Genomic DNA, 18,725 nt, shown 5'->3' with positions numbered 1-18,725 from the left:
TCCGGGTTTGGCACTGTCGACGGCGCCTCAAGTCCAGGCGCCGTCGCGGTCGGAAGCGTTGGAAACGCCCGGGATCAGAGACGCTTGTAAGCCTCCATCGCCGCGCTGAATGCGGCATCCAGGGCCTCTTCCGGTTTCTTCGTCCCCGACAGTACGTCTCCCATCATGATCTGGATCTGGTTGGAGATCTCGGGATAGATCGGCACGCCGGGCCGGGCCTGGCCATCGACCAGCGCATTGGCGAAGGTCTTGTTGGCTTCCGTCGAGAAGACCTCATACTTGTCGAAGAGCGACTTGCGCGTCGGCAGCTGCTGCTGCAGCGCGTTTGCAGGACCCATATAGACGTCGCGCGCCAGGTTGGCGCACATTTCGATCTTCTCCTTGTCCTTGCTGAAGGAGGCGACCGTCCAGCCGCCGGTGCCCGTCGACTTCTGGTCGGCCGTGGGGCCCGGGATCGGCGAGAAGGTCCAGTTCTTGAATTCCTCTTCGTCGAGCGTCGTCTTCAGCTGTGCATATTGCCAGTTGCCGCCGATGAAGAGCGCCGTCGTCGCGGCAGCCGCCGCAGCGTTCATGTCGTCGTAATTGGCGATCGTCGTAACGCGCTTCGGCGCCGCACCGGAATCGACGAGATCCTTGAAGTAGTTCAGCGCCTTCAGGAATTTCTCCTTGTTCTCGCCTTCGCCGAAGATTGGCTTGCCCGAGTCGTCGACGAGTTTGCCGCCGAGCGCCCAGTAATTGGCGAGCCAGTCGAAGGTCGTGCCTTCCCAGCGCCCGCCGTTGAAGAGCACGCCTTCCATGCCCTCCTTGGTGGAGGCAAGGGCGGCCTTCTTCAGTTCGTCCCAGGTCTTCGGCGCATCTGCGACCACAGACTTGTTGCGGTAGAGAACGCGCAGGTCCGTATCCCACCACCAGGCACGGATGGTCTTGTCCTTGTCGGTGATGCCGTCGCGGATGAAGGGGAAGAGATCGTCGATTTCTTCCTTGGAGAAATAGGGTGTGAAATCGGCCAGCACGTGATTGACCATGAACTGCGAGAGCACGAAGGAGTCGACGGCCGCACAATCCGGCGCGTTGCCAGCCTTGGCCTGCTCCAGCATCTTGGCCTGTTCAGTGCCGATGTCGGAGGACATGAATTGCATCTGCAATTTCCAGTCCGGATGCTTCTTGATGAAATCGACGAAGAGCTTCTGATAGCCCTCGGCAATCGCGGGATCGGAATTGTTCGGGCTGTCGTTCGTCAGGCGGACGACGAGCGTTTTCGGCGCATCGGCAAGGCCGATCCGGTCTTTGGTGGCAAGTTCCTGGGCAAAAATGGTGGATGCTGAAAATAAGACAGTGCTCAGCGTCAATGCGCTGACGGTCGCGCTCTTCATGATGGGTCTCCTCCCCATTTTGAACGAATACAGCCTGGCGGTCGGTTGACCTCTCCTCATTTCCGTGCTGCATTAATTAGATTAAGTTACTTTGATTTGATGTCAAGCCAGAGCTTGGGAGGATGAGATGCTGGCGACATTCAACAGCAGCTAGCGTGCGCCCCGGTTTTCGGAAGGGATGCGCGCCAAAATAAGTTGTCGACAGCGCCTTAGGGACATCAGGCGCATCCAACCCGCAATTTTCCTGAGGAAAAGGCCGATCGATCGCGGATGGCCGCGACGGTGTCAGTTCGTGCTCCGGGCCGCAGCGGCAGCCGGAAACTGAAGTCCATGGAGGAGAAGATGCGTTTACTCATTCTGGGAACCGGCGGCATGGCCAACCAGCACGCCGCCCAGTTCAAGGCGATTGAAGGTGTCAGCGTCGTTGGCGGCGTCGATGTCGTCCCTGAGCGGCTCGCGGCCTTCTGCACCGAACACGGCATCGCCAACCATTTCACCACGCTGGAGGAGGCGCTCGCCTGGGGCGAGTTTGACGCGGTGGCCAACGTCACCCCTGACCGCATCCACCATCCAACCACCCTCCAGGCGATCGCTGCTGGAAAACACGTCTTCTGCGAAAAGCCGCTCGCCACTGATGCCGTCAAGGCGATGGAAATGACCGAGGCGATCGAGCGGGCCGGCAAGGTCGGCATGGTCAATCTCACCTATCGCAATTCGCCGGCGCTGCAGAAGGGCCGGCAGATGGTGCTTGCCGGCGAGATCGGCGCCGTGCGCCATGTCGAGGCGTCGCATCTGCAAAGCTGGCTGGTCGGCCGCCACTGGGGCGATTGGAAGAGCGAAAGCAAATGGCTCTGGCGGCTGAGCAAGAAACACGGCTCGAACGGCGCGCTTGGCGATATAGGCATTCACATCGTCGATTTCGCGTCTTATGGCCCCGGCCTCGACGTCGCCCACGTCTTTGCGCGGCTGAAGACCTTCGACAAGGCGCCGGATCACAGGATCGGCGAATATGATCTCGACGCCAATGACAGCTTCACGATGAATGTCGATTTCACCAATGGCGCGATCGGCACGATCCAGGCGACACGCACGGCAGCCGGCCAGATGGATCAGCTCCGTCTCCGAGTCTATGGCGAAACCGGCTCGGTTGAGATGATCTATGATACCGGCAAATCGAGCTTGCGCGCCTGCCTTGGCGAAGACGTGCACACAGCGACCTGGCGCGAAGTGCCCTTTGATCCCGTCGAGACGAACTATCAGCGTTTCGTCCAGGCCGTGCGGGCGGGCAAGACCCAGGAACCGTCCTTCCGGCGCGCCGCCAGCATCCAGAAGGTGCTCGACAAGGCGCTCGCCTCCGATCTCAGCCACGCCGACGAAGCAATCGGCTGATGCAGCCGAAGCGCGCTTTACTTTCGGCTTAGGCCGAAGCCGGCGGCAGCAGGAGCGTGTTGAGGAAAGGCAGGAGGGCTGCACCGAGTGCCACCCCGCCGCCGCTGAAGCTTGCCGGCCGCATCGGCGAAATCCATGGCGTCAGCAGCGGCCTGGTCGAGGTGTCGCGCCGCTCGACGGAAAGCTGATGGATCAGCGCCTCGATCACGCCCTGCGGCAGGTCGCCGCCGATCATCACGACGCTCGGGGCGATGAAGCCGGCCATGGCGATGATCGGGTCGAGCAGATGGCCGGCGGCCTCGCGTATCCATTGCGACAGCGACGACGAGGAGAACTCCTCGCCCCTGAGCAGGCGCGCGAAGTCCTCGTCTCCGATGCGTGAGCGCAGGGAATCGAAACCGACGACGGTATTGAGCTGGACATTGTCGGGCCCGGTCAGCATTTCGCCGACGCTGCCCGCCCGCCCATGCACGCCGGAATAGGGTATGCCTCGGATGAGGAAACCCGCCTGAACGTCATCGTCGATGATGATCATCGCGAGCCCGCCCTCCGGCACGGCGCTGCCGATCGTGCGCTCGGCAAGCAGGCTCGCCGTGCATTCGTTTTCGACGTAGGTGCGTGCGATCGTCGACATCGCGGCAAGCTGCTCGCTGCGGGCATCGTTCCAATCGTTGGCGGCGATCCCGAGCCCGACGATCGGCAATGTCGCATGCCGATCGGCCATGTCCCGGACCGCCGCGTGTACCGCGCCAACCCCGTCTTCCGGCTCCACGTCGAAATAGACCCGGTCATGCACTTGGCCGCTCAAATCGATCAGCACGATCTCGCCGCGCGTCCGTCGAAGCTTGACGCCGATCGAAAACGCGCCCTCCGGCCGCAGCGCGAATTCCGTGGCCGTCGCCCCGCCGCCGAGCCCGGTGCGCCGGTTCGATGTCACGAGCTTCTCGTCGGCAAGCCGGCGTAAGATATTGGTGATGCCCGGCCCGGTCAGCCCGCTGTGGCGTCCAAGCTCGGTACGCGTCAGTGGGCCATGCCGGCGGATTGCTTCTAGGATGACGCGGATATTCCGGTCGGCGATCTCACCCGATCTCAAGCCCACCGTTTTGGCGCGGGGAGCGCCCAACTCTTGAGTGTGAAGCCGACGCGGCCCCGACCGAAGATACCGCATGACCGTCTTTCTTGAGAGCACTTCGACGGTGTGTATCACGCTTATCGGTGTTCGTAACGATCTTCCAACGAAGTGCTCCGGCTTTCGAGAACCGCAACGGCGTGCCGATCATCCTCGCTGCGTCTTCTATACGTTAATAGCTGCAAGGACGATCGTTGCCGAAACCGTCGCGACAAGCCGGCCTGAGTGCGAAGTCAGCGCTGGAGTATCCAACCGATCCGGTCTGCGCCGGGTCGGTAGAGGTCGTCGTGCAGGACCACGCCGACATGGCGACGGCGATGAGCGCTGCCATCGCTGCCGGCAATTTCCACATCCGGAGCATCCCTCAACCCTCCCTTCGCCGCCAACAGGCAGCGTCTTCAGTGTGGTTGCCAAAGCAGATAGGTCGATGCTGCGATCAGGAAACTGTCATCATCGATCAAGATTGCGTTATCCTTGCGGCTGATGGTCGCCTACTTAGAAAGGGAGGGAAGGGGTTTTTTCCAAGGGCTCGGAGGCTGGAGAGAGCTCCGGCCGGCTCGTTAAGGAGAAACGACATGGCACGGGCGTTGAGAAGATCACGCTCAGTGTTGGATGTGATGTCGCTTTCGATAAACTTGTCTTGGACGATCAGAACGTGCGTCGGATGAAGGCAGGCGGCTCGATCCAAAATCTCTCGGAGGACATAGCACGCCGCGGATTGCTGACCAGCCTGAATGTTCGCCCGCGGATGTCTTTTCCATGCTATGATGGGCCCGCAAAGCTCAAGTTCGACGTCTGGAATATGGCAGAGGCCGAACGCTACTTTGCCCCGGCGAAGGGAGTTTGCGCCCAGCAGGGGCTCGCCCCCGAAGCGCTGGGTGTGCTGCCTTTTTGATCGATCGGGAGGAGGTTGTTCATGTCCACGGATAGTGTCGACCGCCCGCTGCAGCCGGGCGACCGGGCACCGAATGTTGTACTCGATGCGATCTCGCGCGAAGGCAAGATCGCGCTCGATGACTTTCGAGGCCGTAGCCCGCTACTGATCGGTCTATTTCGAGGCCTACACTGTCCATTCTGTCGGCGTCATGTCTCGGCGATGGCGCAGCTCAACCCTGCCCTGAAGGAGAAAGGCATCGAGTGTCTCGCTGTCGTCAAGACGCCCGTCGAACGGGCGCGGCTCTATTTTCGTTACCATCCACTACCCAACCTTATCAGCGCATCCGACCCGGAGGGGGCTTCGCATCGCGCCTTCGGTTTACCCATCCTCGAGCTCACGCAGAATGAAACCGAATGGCCGCACAAGCTCGGAATGGACGCGGTCATGACAATGCGGATCGATTTACCGCGGGAGTTGCCCGTGCCGATGAACCCGGCTGCGGCGGGCGACTTTCTGGAGAAAAAGGACCCGTATGAAATGACGGCGGCCGACCAGCAGATTATCATCGCCGGTCACATGCCGCTTATCGGCGAGTTCCTGCTCGATCGGGAAGGCACTGTGCGCTGGAGTTTCACAGAAGCCGAAGAGGGGGGCCAAAATCTATGCCGGGCGCCGAGTCCCGAAGAATTGATGTCAGCAGCTTCCCAAGTCGCACTTCAATAAGCTGCTGAAAAACTCGTTCCACGAGACGGTTGGCAGCCTTATTGCGGAAGGCGGGTTCGAGGTCGCAATCAAAAGCCTTCAGCCATCGAGCACAGAATGTCCGCTTTATCTCGATTTAGGAGGTGAACCATACCTGTCGCAAGAAGGGCGTCGACCTTAATGATCTGGTCTTCGGCTAAGCCAGGTTCGGCCGGTGACAGCAGATGGTCCAATTAGCAAAGCGAGCGCTTGCACAAAAGCTGGCGCGCCGTGGCTCATATTCTAGACTGACTAAACCCAGACGAATATGCCGCCGAAATCCGGCTCGACGCCTGAGTATGGCAGTCGGCCCTTCTCTAATAACTGCAGGGACGATCGTTGCCGAACCCAGAGCGGCAGGCAGGACGAAGCGAAAAGTCGGTGCTGCCATATCCGACCGAACCGGTTTGCACCTGGTCGCTCGAACTCGTCGTGCAGGATGATAGCGACACGGCAACCACGGTGGCGGCTGTCGCGGCTGTCAATGATTTGCGGACTTGAAACATCTCACCCTCCTAGCGTTACCTGATCCCAGTGCTGTTCCCGTGGCAAATAGGGCAGGCCGGGGGTTCTGTAACGAATGCCATTTATCAATATCTCGTTATTCGACGAGACCTGTCCGCAGACCCGACGCCTTGACGATCTTGTTCCCGCAGCCTTCGCCTAAAGCAAAGCTGGAAGTCAGAACTGGCGCAACATCGTCGATCAATTCAGACTGGATGTACCGAAACTTGCCAACGCTTTGGCCGCGCCAGACGTAGGTCTCGCCAACAAATCCACCAGAAGAACTTGCGACTTCGAAAAACGCCGAGGCAATCGGGGTCTCCTGCGATCATTCCAGGCGAGTATACGCAAGAGGGAGAGGAGGGAGGGGGATTCTGAGACGGGTTTGGAAGGCAGGAGAGAGCTCCGGCCGGCTCGTCACGGAGAAGCGAAATGGCACAGGCCATTGAGAAAATCACATTGAACGTTGGACGCGACATCCCTTTCAATAAACTGATCCTGAGCGAGCAGAACGTCCGTCGGGTCAAGGCAGGAGTCTCGATCGAAGATCTCGCGGAGGACATAGCACGTCGTGGACTGCTGACCAGCCTGAATGTGCGTGCTGAAGTCGACGGCGACGGCAAGGAGACCGGCTTTTATCGCATCCCCGCCGGTGGCCGGCGTTATCGTGCGCTTGAGCTGCTGGTCTCCCGCAAGCTGTTGGCAAAGACCGCCGGTATTCCCTGCATCGTCAGCAGCGGCGATACCCTCGAAACCGAGGATTCTCTCGCGGAAAATGTCCAGCGGGTCGACCTTCATCCCCTCGACCAGTATCGCGCGTTCCAGGCCTTGCGCGAGCAGGGGGTTGGCGAAGAGGAAGTCGCAGCGCGCTTCTTTGTCTCGGCCGCCATCGTCCGGCAGCGCCTGCGTCTGGCTTCGGTCTCGCCGCGACTGCTCGAACTCTACGCCAATGAGGAGATGAAACTTGAACAGATCATGGCCTTTTCCATCAGCAACGACCACGTCCGCCAGGAGCAGGTCTGGGACACGGTCTCGCGCCAGCAGGTTCGTGAACCCTATTACATCCGCAGGCTCCTGACTGAAACGACGATCCGTGCGAGCGACCGCACGACCGTCTATGTCGGGATCGATGCCTACGAAGCCGCAGGCGGTGTCGTGATGCGCGACCTATTCGAGCAGGACAACGGAGGGTGGCTTCAGGATCCGGCGCTGCTCGAGCAATTGGCGCTCGAGAAACTGGCGGCAGACGCAGAAGCAATAAAGGCTGCGGAAGGCTGGAAGTGGGTCGAAGCGGCCTTCGACTTTCCTTACGGGCATACAGCCGGGCTGCGTCGCTTCTATGGGCACCAGGCCGAAATGACCGACGAAGAGACTGCTCGATACGGCACGCTCAAGGCCGAATACGACGATCTAGATGCAGCCTATGCAGAGGCCGAGGAAACGTGCGAGCAGACCGAACACCGCTTGGAGGAACTCGGGAACGAGCTCGACAGGATCAACGACCGGCCATATGTCTTCGATCCTCAGGATGTCGCCCGTGGGGGCGTGTTCATCTCTCTTGGCGCCGGCGGCGAACTGAAGATTGAGCGCGGCTTTGTCCGGCCGGAAGACGAACCGCAGCCGGAGAAGATCGAGACCGAGGCAGTGATGTCCGGGAGCGATGACGGCTACGAGGTGAGTGGATCATCGTCCACCGGTGGGGCAACGCTCGACGGCCGGGCTGCTGCCGGTGATGAGGCAGACGAGGAGGACGGTGCCATCCGCCCGATATCCGATCGTCTGCTTGTCGATCTGACGGCGACGCGCACGGTGGCGCTGCGCAATGCGCTCGCCAACAATCCGGCTGTCGCATTCATCGCCGTGCTGCACGCCTTCGTCCTGAAGACCTTCTACCATTATGGGTCGGGCACGTGCCTGGAACTGACGCTGCAAAGCGCCACCTTCGGCCAGACGGAAGGGCTCTCCGGCACCGTCTGGGCCAGGGAGATCGACCAGCGGCAGGAAGCATGGGGCCAGGACCTTCCGAAGCTACCCGAGGATCTCTGGGACTTTCTGATCGCGCTCGATGAGGTCAGCCGGCTGGCGTTGTTTGCCCATTGCGCATCCCTCTCGCTGAATGCCGTAATCGAGCCATGGAACAAACGCACCCGCGCGATCGCTCATGCCGACCAGCTTGCCCGTGCAATCGGCTTCGACATGGCCGATGCCGGCTGGACCCCGACGGTCGACGCCTATCTTGGAAGGGTCACCAAGGCGCGGATCCTGCAGGCCGTGCGGGAGGCGAAGGGTGAACAATCGGCTCACCTGATCGATCATCTGAAAAAAGCCGATATGGCGCGCGAAGCCGAGCGCCTGCTCGACGGCAGCGGCTGGCTACCCGAGCCGCTGAAAATGGCGATTGAAGACGCACCGGCAGACAGCTCCGGAACAGCAGTCGGTGAGATCGCCCACCGCGCTGCCGATGAGGTTCTGATCGAAGCCGAGGCTTCAGATCTTCCGGCTTTTCTCAGTGACGAGGTGAACGCCGAGCAAGCGACGGCAGAGCCGGATGACGCCTTTCGGCAGGAGCAGCAGCACCTCGACGCGGCCGAGTAAGCTTTAACCATCCAACCGACGAGGTCCGGCCGGTAGCCGGGCCTTCGATTCCGATCCACGCGCATGGTCCGGCTCCAACAGGAGGCCGGACCGCTTTCGTTTCAAGGAGCAAATGTCATGGATTCCATCACCTCCGCCTCGCAACCGGCATCCGGCTTCAGGGTCGACATCTCGCGCGGTGAGCGCAATGGCCGCGTCTCGTCCGAGTGGTTCTCTCGACCTGATGATGAGCGCTATCTTTCTCTTGGCGAACTCTACGGTGCGGTAAGGTCCCGTGCTGAGCGCGCTCACGCCCGAACGGTGGAAAGTTCGTCGATCCGCCTCGAGGCCAGTCGCGACAACTCCGAGCGGCTCGAGCTGATCTTACCCGGCAACCGACGGCCGGTGGCACCGACGCATTGGAGCTATGGCCAGCTTTGCAACCTGGCAGGCGCGCCCGCCACCTATATGCGCCAGCTTCCCGCGCCGCTTGCCGCGATCAATCTGCAGCATGGGCTGCTTAACAATCGTGCCGAGCTCGTCAAGACGCTCGAAATGGACGATGGCCGCGTCGAGCTGCGGGCGGTGACCGGCCCCGACTACGGCAGGATCTGGGACCACGAGCTCGTGTCCGCCGTGATGAAAATCGCCGGCAACGGGACCGGCGACACGATCTGGAAAGTGCCGGGCCTGCTTGATTGGGCGAGCATGACATATAATCCCTTCGTCGATATCTCCAAGGATACGACTACGCTCTACGCATCCGACCGTGATGTCTTCCTGTTCCTGGTCGATGATACTCATCCGATCGAGGCGGGGCGCCTTCCCAATGGTGAACCTGATCTCTTCTTTCGCGGCTTCTATGCCTGGAACTCCGAGGTGGGGTCGAAAACGCTCGGCATCGCCTCCTTCTACCTGCGTGCCGTCTGCGCCAACCGCAACATCTGGGGCACGGAAAACTTCCAGGAGATCAGCATTCGCCACAGCAAATTCGCTGCTGAGCGTTTCGCCCATGAAGCGGGACCGGCGCTGACAAGCTTTGCCAATTCCTCACCTGCAGCTTTCGTCGCAGGCATCCAGGCCGCGCGCGAGCGGATCGTCGCCCGCGACGATGATGACAGACAATCATTCCTGCGCCGGCGGGGATTCTCGAGAAGTGAAACGGGCAAGATCATCGAGACGGTTCTCTCCGAAGAAGGCCGCCCGCCGGAATCGGTCTTCGACTTCGTTCAGGGGATCACCGCCCTGGCACGTGACAAGACCCATCAGGACATCCGTCTGGAGCTGGAAGGCAAGGCGAGGAGGCTATTCGAAATCGCGGTCTGAGCGCGCCTCATAAGGTAATGACGTCGATCGGTCCGAGCCCGCTCGACGTCATTGTTTTTTCCGCCAACTGCATCACCCTTTCCAGGCTCCCACGCGATAATGATGACAAGTGCGGCGAATATTCTCGGGGAAAAAGGAACGCACGGGCGGGGGCAGTCGGTTCCGCCTCCCTGCCGGGCGCTATGCTGAGGCTCCTGCGGCTGCCCTTGTTCCGCCCTTAGCGTGGCGAGAATTCCCGAAATCCCGCCTTCGGCGGCGCTATGCTGATTTCTCCGATACTCTTCATTGTCTGTCTGGAACCCGCCCGGGGGCGGGTTGCCCCACCATCCTTTCTCTCCGGGTCAGCAGCACGATCAGGCGACGAATGATTCGCCGTTGCGTCCCGTTACCTGCGGAAGAAAGTCAGTTTAATCCGATTTCTGGCCGACGCGGAACGAGCTCAGCTTGTTCAAAAGATCCTCCGAGATCTCGAATTGCCGGGCCGTTCCCCTGCCCATGGAATTCTTCACCATCGTCTCGCTCAGCATTCCACGCTTGACCAGAAGGTCGACGGTTTCCTTGACGCCAGTTCGCGTCAGCTCGGTAATTTCGATGATGTTCGAAAGGGTTAGCTTCTGATGCGCCTGGCTCATCGTGTAGAGGATCGTCATCATGCCGACCTGTTTCAGTCGCGCCTGCGGCGTCTCGTCCTCCAATGGATGATCGAGGATCTCATGGAGAATAAGTCCGGAGAAGGCAAGGTTCTGCCATTGCTTTTTGAGGGCGCTTGTCATGTCATTTAACTGTGTTATATAAGTTAGTAAGAATTCGGGAAGGCAGCTCTGCAAGCTCTCCCGAATGCGATGGAACATCGTCGTGTCGAAGGGGTCTGCCCATGAAAAGCCTTCTGCTGAAATCATTGCTTGCGATCTGCTGCATGACGCCATCCTATCTTATTTCCGGCAGTAAAGCGCAAGCTGAAGATTGGGGATGCAAGGTTATCCTGTGCCTTTCGAATCCCGGAGGGCCGACGCAATTTGGCGAATGCCGGCCGCCGATCCAAAAATTGTGGCGGGAGCTTGCCAGAGGTCATTCGTTCCCGACCTGCAGCGGCGTCGGTTTTCACAGCTCGCGGCCTGGTTATGAACCCTACTATTGCGATGCCGGATACAGGCTGAGGGGAGGAGACGGTTCCCGCGAGAGGCAAGTGACCTGCGTGGCGACGTCACCGCAACCGGTGAGCAATGCCCTCTGCTCGAATGATGCTGACAACTTTGGCACCTACTACAATTCGGTACTGTCACCACATTGGCAGCATCAGGATGGGCGCTATCGGTGCATGGGTTACCCGATCATGCGCCCGAATGTGAGGTCGCAGCCTCACTATATCGACGTCACCATCGATGGCGCGGCCACGCAGCGGGTGTGGTACTGACGATGGCCGCTGCATTCATCGATATCGCGCAAGCCTGCGCACCGATGGTCAAGATCGAAACGCTGGCAGCCGTCGTCAGTCTTGAGAGTGGCTTTCAGCCTCTTGCCATTCGGGTCAACAGCGGCCCGCCACTTGCCGCCCAGCCGGCTTCGAAATCCGAGGCGATCGAGGTGGCCACGTCTCTGATGGCTGATCGCCAGGATATCCAGATCGGCCTTGGCGGCCTCGGGATCGAGGCGCTTCAGAAACTCAATCTGTCGCTTGCGGACGCCTTCGATCCTTGCCTGAGCCTCAAGGCCACCGCGACACTTCTCGACCGATACTATCGTAAGGCTCTCCGCGTGGGGGACGATCCGGCTCGAGCCGAGACCGTCATGCTCCGCTCCTATTATGGTCGCGATGATCCGTCGGTCGGCGCAATAGTTCGGTATGACGAGCAGGTGCGTCAGGAAATAAGGCGATTCTCGCCAATGCTGGCTTCGCTCTCCATTGCGGGAACGGACGATCAGGTCCCGCCAGTCCCATCGCCGCAGGATCAGCCGAGTCAAGCGCCTCTGAAACAAGCCCCACACACCGCCCAGGCCGCTGAAGCCGCGTTATGGGACGTTTATAACTCCCGACGGCAATCGTCGGCTCTCGTTTTCCGCAATGATAGATCGGAGCAAAGCGAATGATCTCGAAACCCCGTCTTCGCCCCCTTGCCACATCCACGCTCATGGCGGCCGCGATCGTCGCCCTGATGGTCGAGCCGGCCTTCGCCCAGGCCGCCGGTATTGAAACCGTGCTGCAGAACATTGTCGACATGCTGACTGGCAATATCGCCCGTCTGCTGGCGGTCATCGCCGTCATCATCATCTGCATTTCCTGGATGTTCGGCTACATGGATCTGAGGCGCGCAGGTTTCTGGATTATCGGCATTGGCGGAATTTTCGGAGCGACCGAACTGGTCAACACCATCGTCGGGAGCTGATCGCCGTGATGAACGCCCCGCACCTCGAAGACGATACGTTGTTTCTCGCATGTACCCGCCCGGCAATGATCGCCGGCGTGACCATGGAAGCCATGGGCGTCAACATCACGCTCACGACCATTCTTTACATCACCGCAGGATCGACCGCCTATGCGCTCGTTGGCGTCGCCTTTCACGCCCTGTTTCGCGCACTGGTCAAGCACGATCATAATATGTTCCGGATCCTGATTGCCTGGATCGAGACCCGGGGGCGATCGCGCAATACCGCCTATTGGGGCGGCGCCAGCCTCTCCCCCTTGCCGCTCATCCGCCGTTACGACGAAAGGGATTTCAGCCTTGCCTAGTATCGCGACTCTCCGGTCTCGCGAACTCGGCGCAGAGACCTTCATTCCCTATGTCAGGCATGTCGATGAGGCAACGATCGCGCTCGATTCCAGAGCGCTGATGAGCATGATCGCGCTGGAAGGAGTTTCCTTTGAGACCGCCGATATCCGCGACCTCAACGGCCTGCACCGCAGCCTGAATACGCTTTACCGCAATATCGCCGACGAAAGGTTGGCGCTCTGGACGCATGTCATTCGCCGTCGCGACAACGCCTATCCCGAGGGACGTTTCGCCAACCCCTTCTGTGAAGGCCTCAATGCCAAATATCGCGATCGGATGATCGGTGAAGACCTTTTCCGAAATGACCTCTATCTTGTGCTCGTCTGGCATCCCGGCCGGGACGCTGCCGAAAAGGCAGCCAATCTTCTCTCCCGGCTGCGCAACGCGCGCCGATCCGGTATCGAACTTGATGAAGATGCCCTGAAGCATTTGCGCGACCGGGTGGCGGATGTGCTGGCCGGCTTGCAGCGCTTCGAGCCACGTCTCCTCACCCTTCGAGAGCAGGGCGGCATCCTGTTCTCCGAACCCAGCGAAGTTCTCCATCAGATCGTCGGAGGGCGGCGTGAACCAGTTCCGCTGACGGAAGGAAGGATTTCCTCGGCGATTTATTCCGATCGGGTCATCTTCGGGCGCGAGACAGTCGAGATCCGTCACGAGGCAGAAAGCCGCTATGCCGGCATGTTCGGCTTCAAGGAATATCCGGCGACCACGCGCAGCGGCATGCTCGACGGCATCCTGACGGCCCCCTTTGAACTCATACTGACGCAGTCCTTCGCGTTCACCTCGAAAGCCGACGCCCGCACGATCGTGGGCCGCAAGCAGAACCAGATGGTCAGTGCCGGCGACAAGGCAGCAACCCAGATCGAAGAGCTGGGGGCGGCGATGGACGAGCTCGAATCCAATCGCTTCGTTCTGGGAGAACATCACCTTGCGTTGACGGTCTTCGCCCCCTCGGTCAAGGAGCTGACCGACCACATGGCGAAAGCTCGCGCTTGTCTTACCGGGGGCGGCGCGGTCGTCGCTCGCGAGGACCTGGGGCTCGAGGCGGCCTGGTGGGCGCAGCTGCCTGGGAATTTCCGCTATCGGGCGCGCTCCGGCGCCATCACCTCTCGCAACTTCGCCGCTCTTGCGCCGTATCATTCCTACCCTACCGGTCGCAAGGACGGCAACGAATGGGGACCGGCGGTCGCCATGCTCAAGACCGCATCGGGCTCTCCCTTCTATTTCAATTTCCACCACAGCGATCTGGGCAATACCTTTGTCTGCGGACCATCAGGCACCGGCAAGACCGTGCTCCTGAACTTCATGTTGGCGCAGCTCGAAAAACATGATCCCCACATGGTTCTCTTCGACAAGGACCGGGGCGCCGACCTCTTCGTGCGCGCAGCAGGCGGCAATTATTTGCCGCTGAGAAACGGTATCAACACCGGCTGCGCGCCGTTGAAGGCGCAGGAGCTCACTCCAGAATACAAGCTATTCCTCACCGGCTGGATCACCAGGCTGGTCGGATCAGCGTCCGGTGAACTATCAATCACGGAGCTGCGCGACATTGCTTCGGCGGTTGACGGAGTGGCGGACCTGCCGATGGAGCGTCGCTCCATCGGTGCCCTGCGCGCATTCCTCAACAACACCGATCCCGAAGGAATCGCCTCGCGGCTTAGAAGATGGGAGAGGGGAGGACCACTTGGCTGGGTCTTCGACAATGAGGCCGATGACATCGGTGTCGGCGCCAAGTTCATCGGATACGACATGACGGATTTCCTGGATAACGAGGAAATCCGCACGCCCTTGATGGCATATCTGTTCTATCGCATCGAGCAGCTGATCGATGGGCGTCGCATCATCATTGTCATCGACGAATTCTGGAAGGCGCTGCAGGACGAAGGTTTTCGCGATCTCGCCCAGAACAAGCTGAAGACCATCCGCAAACAAAACGGTCTCATGCTGTTTGCGACCCAGAGCCCGCGCGACGCGATCGTCTCGCCGATTGCCCATACGATCATCGAACAGTGCCCGACGCAGATTTTCCTGGCCAACCCGCGCGGCAACCGCACCGACTATATCGATGGGTTCAAGCTGACCGAACGCGAGTTCGAGCTCGTCTCACGCGAACTCTCCGTCGAGAGCCGCCGGTTCATCGTCAAGCAAGGGCATAACAGCGTGGTGGCCGAGTTGAACCTCAACGGCTTCGACGACGAACTCGCCATTCTCTCGGGCCGGACAGCCAATGTGGAACTTGCCGATGCCATCCGATCGGAACTTGGCGACTGGCCGGAGGACTGGCTTGCCGCATTTCACCAGAGAAGGAGGACAGCATGAGCCGCACAGGAACTATGGCGCCCTTGTTTGCATCTGCCGCATTTTTTGCGTCGGCAATGCTGGCGTCTGCACAAGGCATTCCCGTCATCGACCAGACGTCGATCGCCAAGCAGATCGAGAGCATCACGCAGCTCAAGTCCCAGCTCGACACCTTGAACCAGCAGCTCCAGCAGGCTCAGCAGCTGTACGGGTCACTGAACAAGATCACCAACATGGCCGACGTCGCGAGCCTTTTGAACGACCCGTCGATCCGCAAGGCGCTCCCACAAGATTTTAATGCGATTGAGGCGCTGTTCAAAGGAACCGGTAGCGGCGTCTTCGGTAGCTCCGCCTCGAAATTCCTCCAGGACAATTCCAGCTATCACACTGAAGCCAATGATTTCTATTCGCAGGAGCTGTCGCGCCTCCAAAAGCAGAATGCGGGACAGATGAGCCTCGGTCAGCAGATCTATGATGCCGCGACCAAACGCATCGAAGGCATAGACGAGCTGCGCCAGAAGATCTCCGGTGCAGCTGACGCCAAGGACATCGCCGACCTGCAGGCCCGCCTCCAGGCCGAAAGCGCCTTCCTGCAAAGCGACGTCCTTCGCATGCAGGCACTGCAGATGGTCCAGCAGGCGCAGGTGCAGGTCGATGAACAGCGCAAAGCCGAAGACTGGCGCAAACGCATGGATACGATGGGAGCGGCGCTCAAATGAAATGGTTTCTTTCTGCGGTGACCGTGCTTTTCCTGTCGGCCTGCTCTGCACCAGTGGATAGGGTTTATACCGTGGGTGAGCTCATGGCCGACGACGCTCTGCTCGCCCGGATTATCGACAAGTGCCGCAACAATCCGGGCGAGCTCAGCGACACCCCAAATTGCCGCAACGCCGAGGCCGCGGACGGCAAGCGGCGGCTGGAGCGCATGGGCAAATCGTTGGGAGGCTGACGATGTATCAGGTCTTCAGCTTCGTCGACGGGCAGTTCAAGACGCCGCTGGAAAACTTCATTTCCTCGGGCACCTCGAATATTGCGAGCTGGGTGAGTGGACCACTGACCGCGGCACTGACACTCTATGTGGTGCTCTACGGCTACTTGGTTCTCCGCGGATCCGTCCAGGAGCCCATCCTCGAATTCGCCTTCCGGGCAATGAAGCTTGCCATCATCGTCATGCTGGTCAAGAATGCGAGCGACTATCAGACCTACGTCACCAACATATTCTTCGACACACTGCCCCGCGAGATCTCGCAGGCGCTGAACTCGGGATCGGCACCGAGCGCTTCGACTTTCGACAGCCTGCTCGATAAGGGTCAAAACTGCGCCTACGAGATATGGCACCGGGCCTCGTGGCCGATTGATATTGTCACCGGGATCGGCGGCATGATGGTCATCGGCGCCAGCTTCATCGTGGCGGCGATCGGGTATATCGTTTCGCTCTATGCCCGGCTGGCGCTTGCTATCGTACTGGCGATCGGCCCCATCTTCGTTGCGCTCGCCATGTTCCAGTCGACTCGCCGGTTTACCGAAGCATGGATCGGCCAGCTCGTAAACTTCGTCATCCTGCAGATCCTGGTCGTTGCGATTGGCTCTCTGCTGATCACCTGTATCGACACGACGTTTACGGCGATCGAAAGCTATAGCGATGTCATGATGCGTCCGATTGCGCTCTGCGCCATCTGCCTTGCCGCTCTCTACGTCTTCTATCAACTGCCCGGTATCGCTTCGGCACTTGCTGCCGGCGGCGCGTCGCTCACCTACGGATATGGCGCGGCGCGCGATGCGCATGAGAGCACGCTCGCCTGGGCCGCTTCCCGTTCAGCCACGGCGGTCGGCCGCGGAGCCCGTTCCGCCGGCCGCCGCCTGACACCAGGCCGGGCCAAATGACGGCCACCGCCCAGAAGACAACTGGATAGGTTTTTTTGGATGATCCGTATCGTTCTATCGTTTTGCCTGAGCGTCGGCCTGACAGCCTGCGGCTCGATTTCCCATCCTCTGCCCGAATGTGATGGTTACTCCCGTCGCCCGCTGAACCGCGCGGTGTGGCAGTGGCAGAATAATGGAGGAACAGAACAGCCGACGACCGGGGCTCTGCCCGCACAGCCGACGGGCCTGGCTGTCGCCTATGTGGAGGATCCGCTGACATCAGTCGCACCCGCTGCCTTTGCTCCGTTCGATATCGCTGGCTCTTATCGTCCATGCGAGGGCAGGTGAACATGACTACCACGGACAATTTGAAGAGTTACTTCGAAAAGGCCCGCCGCTTCGACCAGGACCGGATGATGCAGGTCGAGCGATCCGCGCGGATTGCGTGGTTCGTGGCAGTCTGCGCCGGCATCATTGCAGGCGCTTCCATATTTGCCATCGCCGGCCTCACCCCGTTGAAAACCGTCGAGCCTTTCGTGGTGCGGGTCGACAACTCGACGGGAATCGTCGACGTGGTCTCGGCATTGACGTCGACGGCCGGCACCTACGACGAAGCCGTTACCAAATACTTCGCGGCCAAGTATGTCCGTGCTCGCGAGGGGTATGCCTGGAGTGAAGCGGAGGAGAATTTTCGCACTGTCGCCTTGCTGTCGACGCAGCCAGAACAGACGCGATTTGCCGCTCTCTATCGCGGCAGCAATCCCCAATCCCCGCAGAACATCTATGGCCGCAGCGCCACCTCGCGGGTCAACATCGTTTCCATCTCGCTGATCAATGCCAATGTGGCATCAGTGCGCTACACGAGAACCGTTACTCGCGGGGAGGAGGTGGCCACCACGCACTGGGTCGCAACCCTCACCTTCTCCTATGCCAACGCTCCGATGTCCTCGACCGACCGGCTGATCAATCCCCTCGGCTTCGTCGTCAGCGAATATCGCGCCGATCCGGAGGCGATCAATTGAGAGTCTATTTCCTGCTTCCGCTGATCCTGGCCGGCAGCCTTTCATCGGCAGCGGTTGCCCTCGAAACTCCACGTGGGGCGGCGCAGGACAGCCGCATCCGCTTCGTCGATTATCAACCCTATAACATCACCAAGGTTGTCGGCACGCTGCGGTCTTCGGTGCAGGTCGAGTTCGCAGCCGACGAGGAAGTCGCCCATGTGGCGCTTGGCAACAGTGTCGCGTGGGAGGTGGCGCCAGCAGGCAACATACTGTTCCTGAAACCCCGCGAAAGCCAGCCGGTGACAAATATCTCGGTCGTGACGACACGGCGGGACGGATCGACCCGCAGCTACCAAATGGAACTGACTGTCCGTGACGGCAGCGTCGAGGCCGGGCAGAACACCTATTTCTATCTGAAATATCGCTATCCAGCCGATGAAGCGGAGCGGCGCCGACAGGAGGCGACCGCCCGCGCGCAGGCGGCACAGGCCGGTGAGGCCGATCACGTGCTTGCCCTTCACGAAGCCTATGGACCGCGCAATTGGCGCTATTCGGCGCAAGGGGCGCAAGCGCTCGAGCCGCAGGCGGTCTACGACAACGGCAAGGTGACCACCTTCGCCTTTGCCGGAAACCAGGAAATGCCGGCGATTTACATGGAAAATTCCGATGGCACCGAGAGTCTCGTCCCCAAGTCCGTCAACGAGAATCTCGTCCTCGTTCACGCGATCAGCCGCAAGTTCATCTTGCGCAGGGGCGCAGACGTCCTTTGCGTCTTCAACGAAGCCTACGATCGGATCGGCATCAATCCCGAGACCAACACGACGTCACCGTCGGTCGAGCGCGTGGTCAGAGTGCCGCCCGACCCAGCGCAATAGGAGGTGT

Annotated in this window: 21 protein-coding genes; 16 read left to right on the top strand and 5 right to left on the bottom strand. The window is 60.2% G+C overall.

What is annotated here, in order from left to right; all coding sequences use genetic code 11:
• Window positions 1-74: 74 nt before the first annotated feature.
• A complete protein-coding gene (locus tag NXC14_RS32200) occupies window positions 75-1,373 on the bottom strand; it encodes an extracellular solute-binding protein (RefSeq protein ID WP_085782014.1) in 1,299 nt (432 codons plus the stop codon).
• 342 nt (window positions 1,374-1,715) lie between these two features.
• Between NXC14_RS32200 and NXC14_RS32195 the strand changes: the two genes are divergently transcribed.
• Entirely contained in the window at window positions 1,716-2,762 is a 1,047-nt protein-coding gene (locus tag NXC14_RS32195; RefSeq protein ID WP_085782096.1) for a Gfo/Idh/MocA family oxidoreductase, read from the top strand.
• 28 nt (window positions 2,763-2,790) lie between these two features.
• Here NXC14_RS32195 and NXC14_RS32190 read toward each other — a convergent pair whose 3' ends face one another.
• Together NXC14_RS32190 and NXC14_RS33840 are read right to left on the bottom strand one after the other, a co-directional pair.
• Entirely contained in the window at window positions 2,791-3,930 is a 1,140-nt protein-coding gene (locus tag NXC14_RS32190) for an ROK family transcriptional regulator (protein ID WP_085782095.1), read from the bottom strand.
• 133 nt (window positions 3,931-4,063) lie between these two features.
• Window positions 4,064-4,252 carry a hypothetical protein gene (locus NXC14_RS33840; protein ID WP_085782013.1) on the bottom strand — a complete coding sequence of 63 codons (189 nt, stop codon included), beginning with the start codon at window positions 4,250-4,252 and terminating at the stop codon, window positions 4,064-4,066.
• Window positions 4,253-4,531: 279 nt separating this feature from the next.
• Between NXC14_RS33840 and NXC14_RS32180 the strand changes: the two genes are divergently transcribed.
• Together NXC14_RS32180 and NXC14_RS32175 are read left to right on the top strand one after the other, a co-directional pair.
• Window positions 4,532-4,786 carry a hypothetical protein gene (locus NXC14_RS32180; protein ID WP_157131537.1) on the top strand — a complete coding sequence of 85 codons (255 nt, stop codon included), beginning with the start codon at window positions 4,532-4,534 and terminating at the stop codon, window positions 4,784-4,786.
• Window positions 4,787-4,807: 21 nt separating this feature from the next.
• Window positions 4,808-5,491, top strand: a complete 684-nt coding sequence (locus tag NXC14_RS32175) for a peroxiredoxin-like family protein (RefSeq protein ID WP_085782011.1) — start codon at window positions 4,808-4,810, stop codon at window positions 5,489-5,491.
• A 335-nt stretch (window positions 5,492-5,826) separates the two neighbouring features.
• Here NXC14_RS32175 and NXC14_RS33835 read toward each other — a convergent pair whose 3' ends face one another.
• On the bottom strand, window positions 5,827-6,015 hold the full coding sequence (locus NXC14_RS33835; protein ID WP_085782010.1) for a hypothetical protein: 189 nt from the start codon (window positions 6,013-6,015) through the stop codon (window positions 5,827-5,829).
• A 430-nt stretch (window positions 6,016-6,445) separates the two neighbouring features.
• Here NXC14_RS33835 and NXC14_RS32165 point away from each other — a divergent pair, with 430 nt between their 5' ends.
• Together NXC14_RS32165 and NXC14_RS32160 are read left to right on the top strand one after the other, a co-directional pair.
• A complete protein-coding gene (locus tag NXC14_RS32165) occupies window positions 6,446-8,608 on the top strand; it encodes a ParB/RepB/Spo0J family partition protein (protein ID WP_085782009.1) in 2,163 nt (720 codons plus the stop codon).
• Window positions 8,609-8,725: 117 nt separating this feature from the next.
• Window positions 8,726-9,913 (top strand): DUF932 domain-containing protein, encoded by a 1,188-nt coding sequence (locus NXC14_RS32160; RefSeq protein WP_085782008.1) that lies wholly within the window; start codon window positions 8,726-8,728, stop codon window positions 9,911-9,913.
• Between the two features lie 407 nt (window positions 9,914-10,320).
• Here the strand turns inward: NXC14_RS32160 and NXC14_RS32155 are convergent, their stop codons facing one another.
• Window positions 10,321-10,686 (bottom strand): MarR family transcriptional regulator, encoded by a 366-nt coding sequence (locus tag NXC14_RS32155; protein WP_085782007.1) that lies wholly within the window; start codon window positions 10,684-10,686, stop codon window positions 10,321-10,323.
• A 101-nt stretch (window positions 10,687-10,787) separates the two neighbouring features.
• Here NXC14_RS32155 and NXC14_RS32150 point away from each other — a divergent pair, with 101 nt between their 5' ends.
• From NXC14_RS32150 to virB9, 11 genes are read left to right on the top strand one after another with little or no spacing between them, the layout of a single operon-like run.
• Complete coding sequence (locus tag NXC14_RS32150) at window positions 10,788-11,327, top strand: hypothetical protein (RefSeq protein WP_085782006.1); 540 nt, start codon at window positions 10,788-10,790, stop codon at window positions 11,325-11,327.
• Between the two features lie 2 nt (window positions 11,328-11,329).
• Window positions 11,330-12,001 (top strand): transglycosylase SLT domain-containing protein, encoded by a 672-nt coding sequence (locus NXC14_RS32145; RefSeq protein WP_085782005.1) that lies wholly within the window; start codon window positions 11,330-11,332, stop codon window positions 11,999-12,001.
• Window positions 11,998-12,297, top strand: a complete 300-nt coding sequence (locus tag NXC14_RS32140; protein ID WP_085782004.1) for a TrbC/VirB2 family protein — start codon at window positions 11,998-12,000, stop codon at window positions 12,295-12,297. The genes NXC14_RS32145 and NXC14_RS32140 overlap by 4 nt, the downstream gene beginning before the upstream one ends.
• A gap of 5 nt (window positions 12,298-12,302) precedes the next feature.
• Window positions 12,303-12,641, top strand: a complete 339-nt coding sequence (locus NXC14_RS32135) for a type IV secretion system protein VirB3 (RefSeq protein ID WP_085782003.1) — start codon at window positions 12,303-12,305, stop codon at window positions 12,639-12,641.
• The gene (locus tag NXC14_RS32130; RefSeq protein WP_085782002.1) at window positions 12,634-15,000 is read left to right on the top strand and encodes a VirB4 family type IV secretion system protein; all 2,367 of its coding nucleotides are present in this window, start codon (window positions 12,634-12,636) and stop codon (window positions 14,998-15,000) included. Before NXC14_RS32135 ends, NXC14_RS32130 begins: the two co-directional genes overlap by 8 nt.
• Window positions 14,997-15,698: a P-type DNA transfer protein VirB5 gene (gene virB5, locus NXC14_RS32125; protein WP_198175589.1), complete on the top strand. Its 702-nt coding sequence runs from the start codon at window positions 14,997-14,999 to the stop codon at window positions 15,696-15,698. Before NXC14_RS32130 ends, virB5 begins: the two co-directional genes overlap by 4 nt.
• Window positions 15,695-15,928 carry an EexN family lipoprotein gene (locus tag NXC14_RS32120; protein WP_085782000.1) on the top strand — a complete coding sequence of 78 codons (234 nt, stop codon included), beginning with the start codon at window positions 15,695-15,697 and terminating at the stop codon, window positions 15,926-15,928. The genes virB5 and NXC14_RS32120 overlap by 4 nt, the downstream gene beginning before the upstream one ends.
• A 2-nt stretch (window positions 15,929-15,930) precedes the next feature.
• Window positions 15,931-16,863: a type IV secretion system protein gene (locus tag NXC14_RS32115; RefSeq protein ID WP_085781999.1), complete on the top strand. Its 933-nt coding sequence runs from the start codon at window positions 15,931-15,933 to the stop codon at window positions 16,861-16,863.
• 39 nt (window positions 16,864-16,902) lie between these two features.
• Window positions 16,903-17,190 (top strand): hypothetical protein, encoded by a 288-nt coding sequence (locus NXC14_RS33830; RefSeq protein ID WP_085781998.1) that lies wholly within the window; start codon window positions 16,903-16,905, stop codon window positions 17,188-17,190.
• Window positions 17,191-17,192: 2 nt separating this feature from the next.
• Window positions 17,193-17,864, top strand: a complete 672-nt coding sequence (locus tag NXC14_RS32105; protein WP_085781997.1) for a virB8 family protein — start codon at window positions 17,193-17,195, stop codon at window positions 17,862-17,864.
• Window positions 17,861-18,718: a P-type conjugative transfer protein VirB9 gene (gene virB9 / locus NXC14_RS32100; protein WP_085781996.1), complete on the top strand. Its 858-nt coding sequence runs from the start codon at window positions 17,861-17,863 to the stop codon at window positions 18,716-18,718. The genes NXC14_RS32105 and virB9 overlap by 4 nt, the downstream gene beginning before the upstream one ends.
• Window positions 18,719-18,725: the final 7 nt, after the last annotated feature.

Source organism: Rhizobium sp. NXC14, assembly GCF_002117485.1.
In the GTDB taxonomy this organism is placed as follows: domain Bacteria; phylum Pseudomonadota; class Alphaproteobacteria; order Rhizobiales; family Rhizobiaceae; genus Rhizobium.
The sequence above is the reverse complement of the archived record's forward strand: the minus strand, read 5'-3'. Positions and strand labels throughout refer to the sequence as shown.

What these genes read in the sequence shown, in the direction of transcription:
- NXC14_RS32150 (WP_085782006.1), top strand. Translation starts at nt 10,788, where the DNA reads ATGAAAAGCCTTCTGCTGAAATCATTGCTTGCGATCTGCTGCATGACG.
- NXC14_RS33835 (WP_085782010.1), bottom strand. Translation starts at nt 6,015, where the DNA reads ATGTTTCAAGTCCGCAAATCATTGACAGCCGCGACAGCCGCCACCGTG.
- NXC14_RS33840 (WP_085782013.1), bottom strand. Translation starts at nt 4,252, where the DNA reads ATGCTCCGGATGTGGAAATTGCCGGCAGCGATGGCAGCGCTCATCGCC.
- NXC14_RS33830 (WP_085781998.1), top strand. Translation starts at nt 16,903, where the DNA reads ATGATCCGTATCGTTCTATCGTTTTGCCTGAGCGTCGGCCTGACAGCC.
- NXC14_RS32105 (WP_085781997.1), top strand. Translation starts at nt 17,193, where the DNA reads ATGACTACCACGGACAATTTGAAGAGTTACTTCGAAAAGGCCCGCCGC.
- NXC14_RS32175 (WP_085782011.1), top strand. Translation starts at nt 4,808, where the DNA reads ATGTCCACGGATAGTGTCGACCGCCCGCTGCAGCCGGGCGACCGGGCA.
- NXC14_RS32200 (WP_085782014.1), bottom strand. Translation starts at nt 1,373, where the DNA reads ATGAAGAGCGCGACCGTCAGCGCATTGACGCTGAGCACTGTCTTATTT.
- NXC14_RS32115 (WP_085781999.1), top strand. Translation starts at nt 15,931, where the DNA reads ATGTATCAGGTCTTCAGCTTCGTCGACGGGCAGTTCAAGACGCCGCTG.
- NXC14_RS32145 (WP_085782005.1), top strand. Translation starts at nt 11,330, where the DNA reads ATGGCCGCTGCATTCATCGATATCGCGCAAGCCTGCGCACCGATGGTC.
- NXC14_RS32140 (WP_085782004.1), top strand. Translation starts at nt 11,998, where the DNA reads ATGATCTCGAAACCCCGTCTTCGCCCCCTTGCCACATCCACGCTCATG.
- NXC14_RS32195 (WP_085782096.1), top strand. Translation starts at nt 1,716, where the DNA reads ATGCGTTTACTCATTCTGGGAACCGGCGGCATGGCCAACCAGCACGCC.
- NXC14_RS32155 (WP_085782007.1), bottom strand. Translation starts at nt 10,686, where the DNA reads ATGACAAGCGCCCTCAAAAAGCAATGGCAGAACCTTGCCTTCTCCGGA.
- NXC14_RS32160 (WP_085782008.1), top strand. Translation starts at nt 8,726, where the DNA reads ATGGATTCCATCACCTCCGCCTCGCAACCGGCATCCGGCTTCAGGGTC.
- NXC14_RS32120 (WP_085782000.1), top strand. Translation starts at nt 15,695, where the DNA reads ATGAAATGGTTTCTTTCTGCGGTGACCGTGCTTTTCCTGTCGGCCTGC.
- NXC14_RS32190 (WP_085782095.1), bottom strand. Translation starts at nt 3,930, where the DNA reads ATGCGGTATCTTCGGTCGGGGCCGCGTCGGCTTCACACTCAAGAGTTG.
- NXC14_RS32165 (WP_085782009.1), top strand. Translation starts at nt 6,446, where the DNA reads ATGGCACAGGCCATTGAGAAAATCACATTGAACGTTGGACGCGACATC.
- virB5 (WP_198175589.1), top strand. Translation starts at nt 14,997, where the DNA reads ATGAGCCGCACAGGAACTATGGCGCCCTTGTTTGCATCTGCCGCATTT.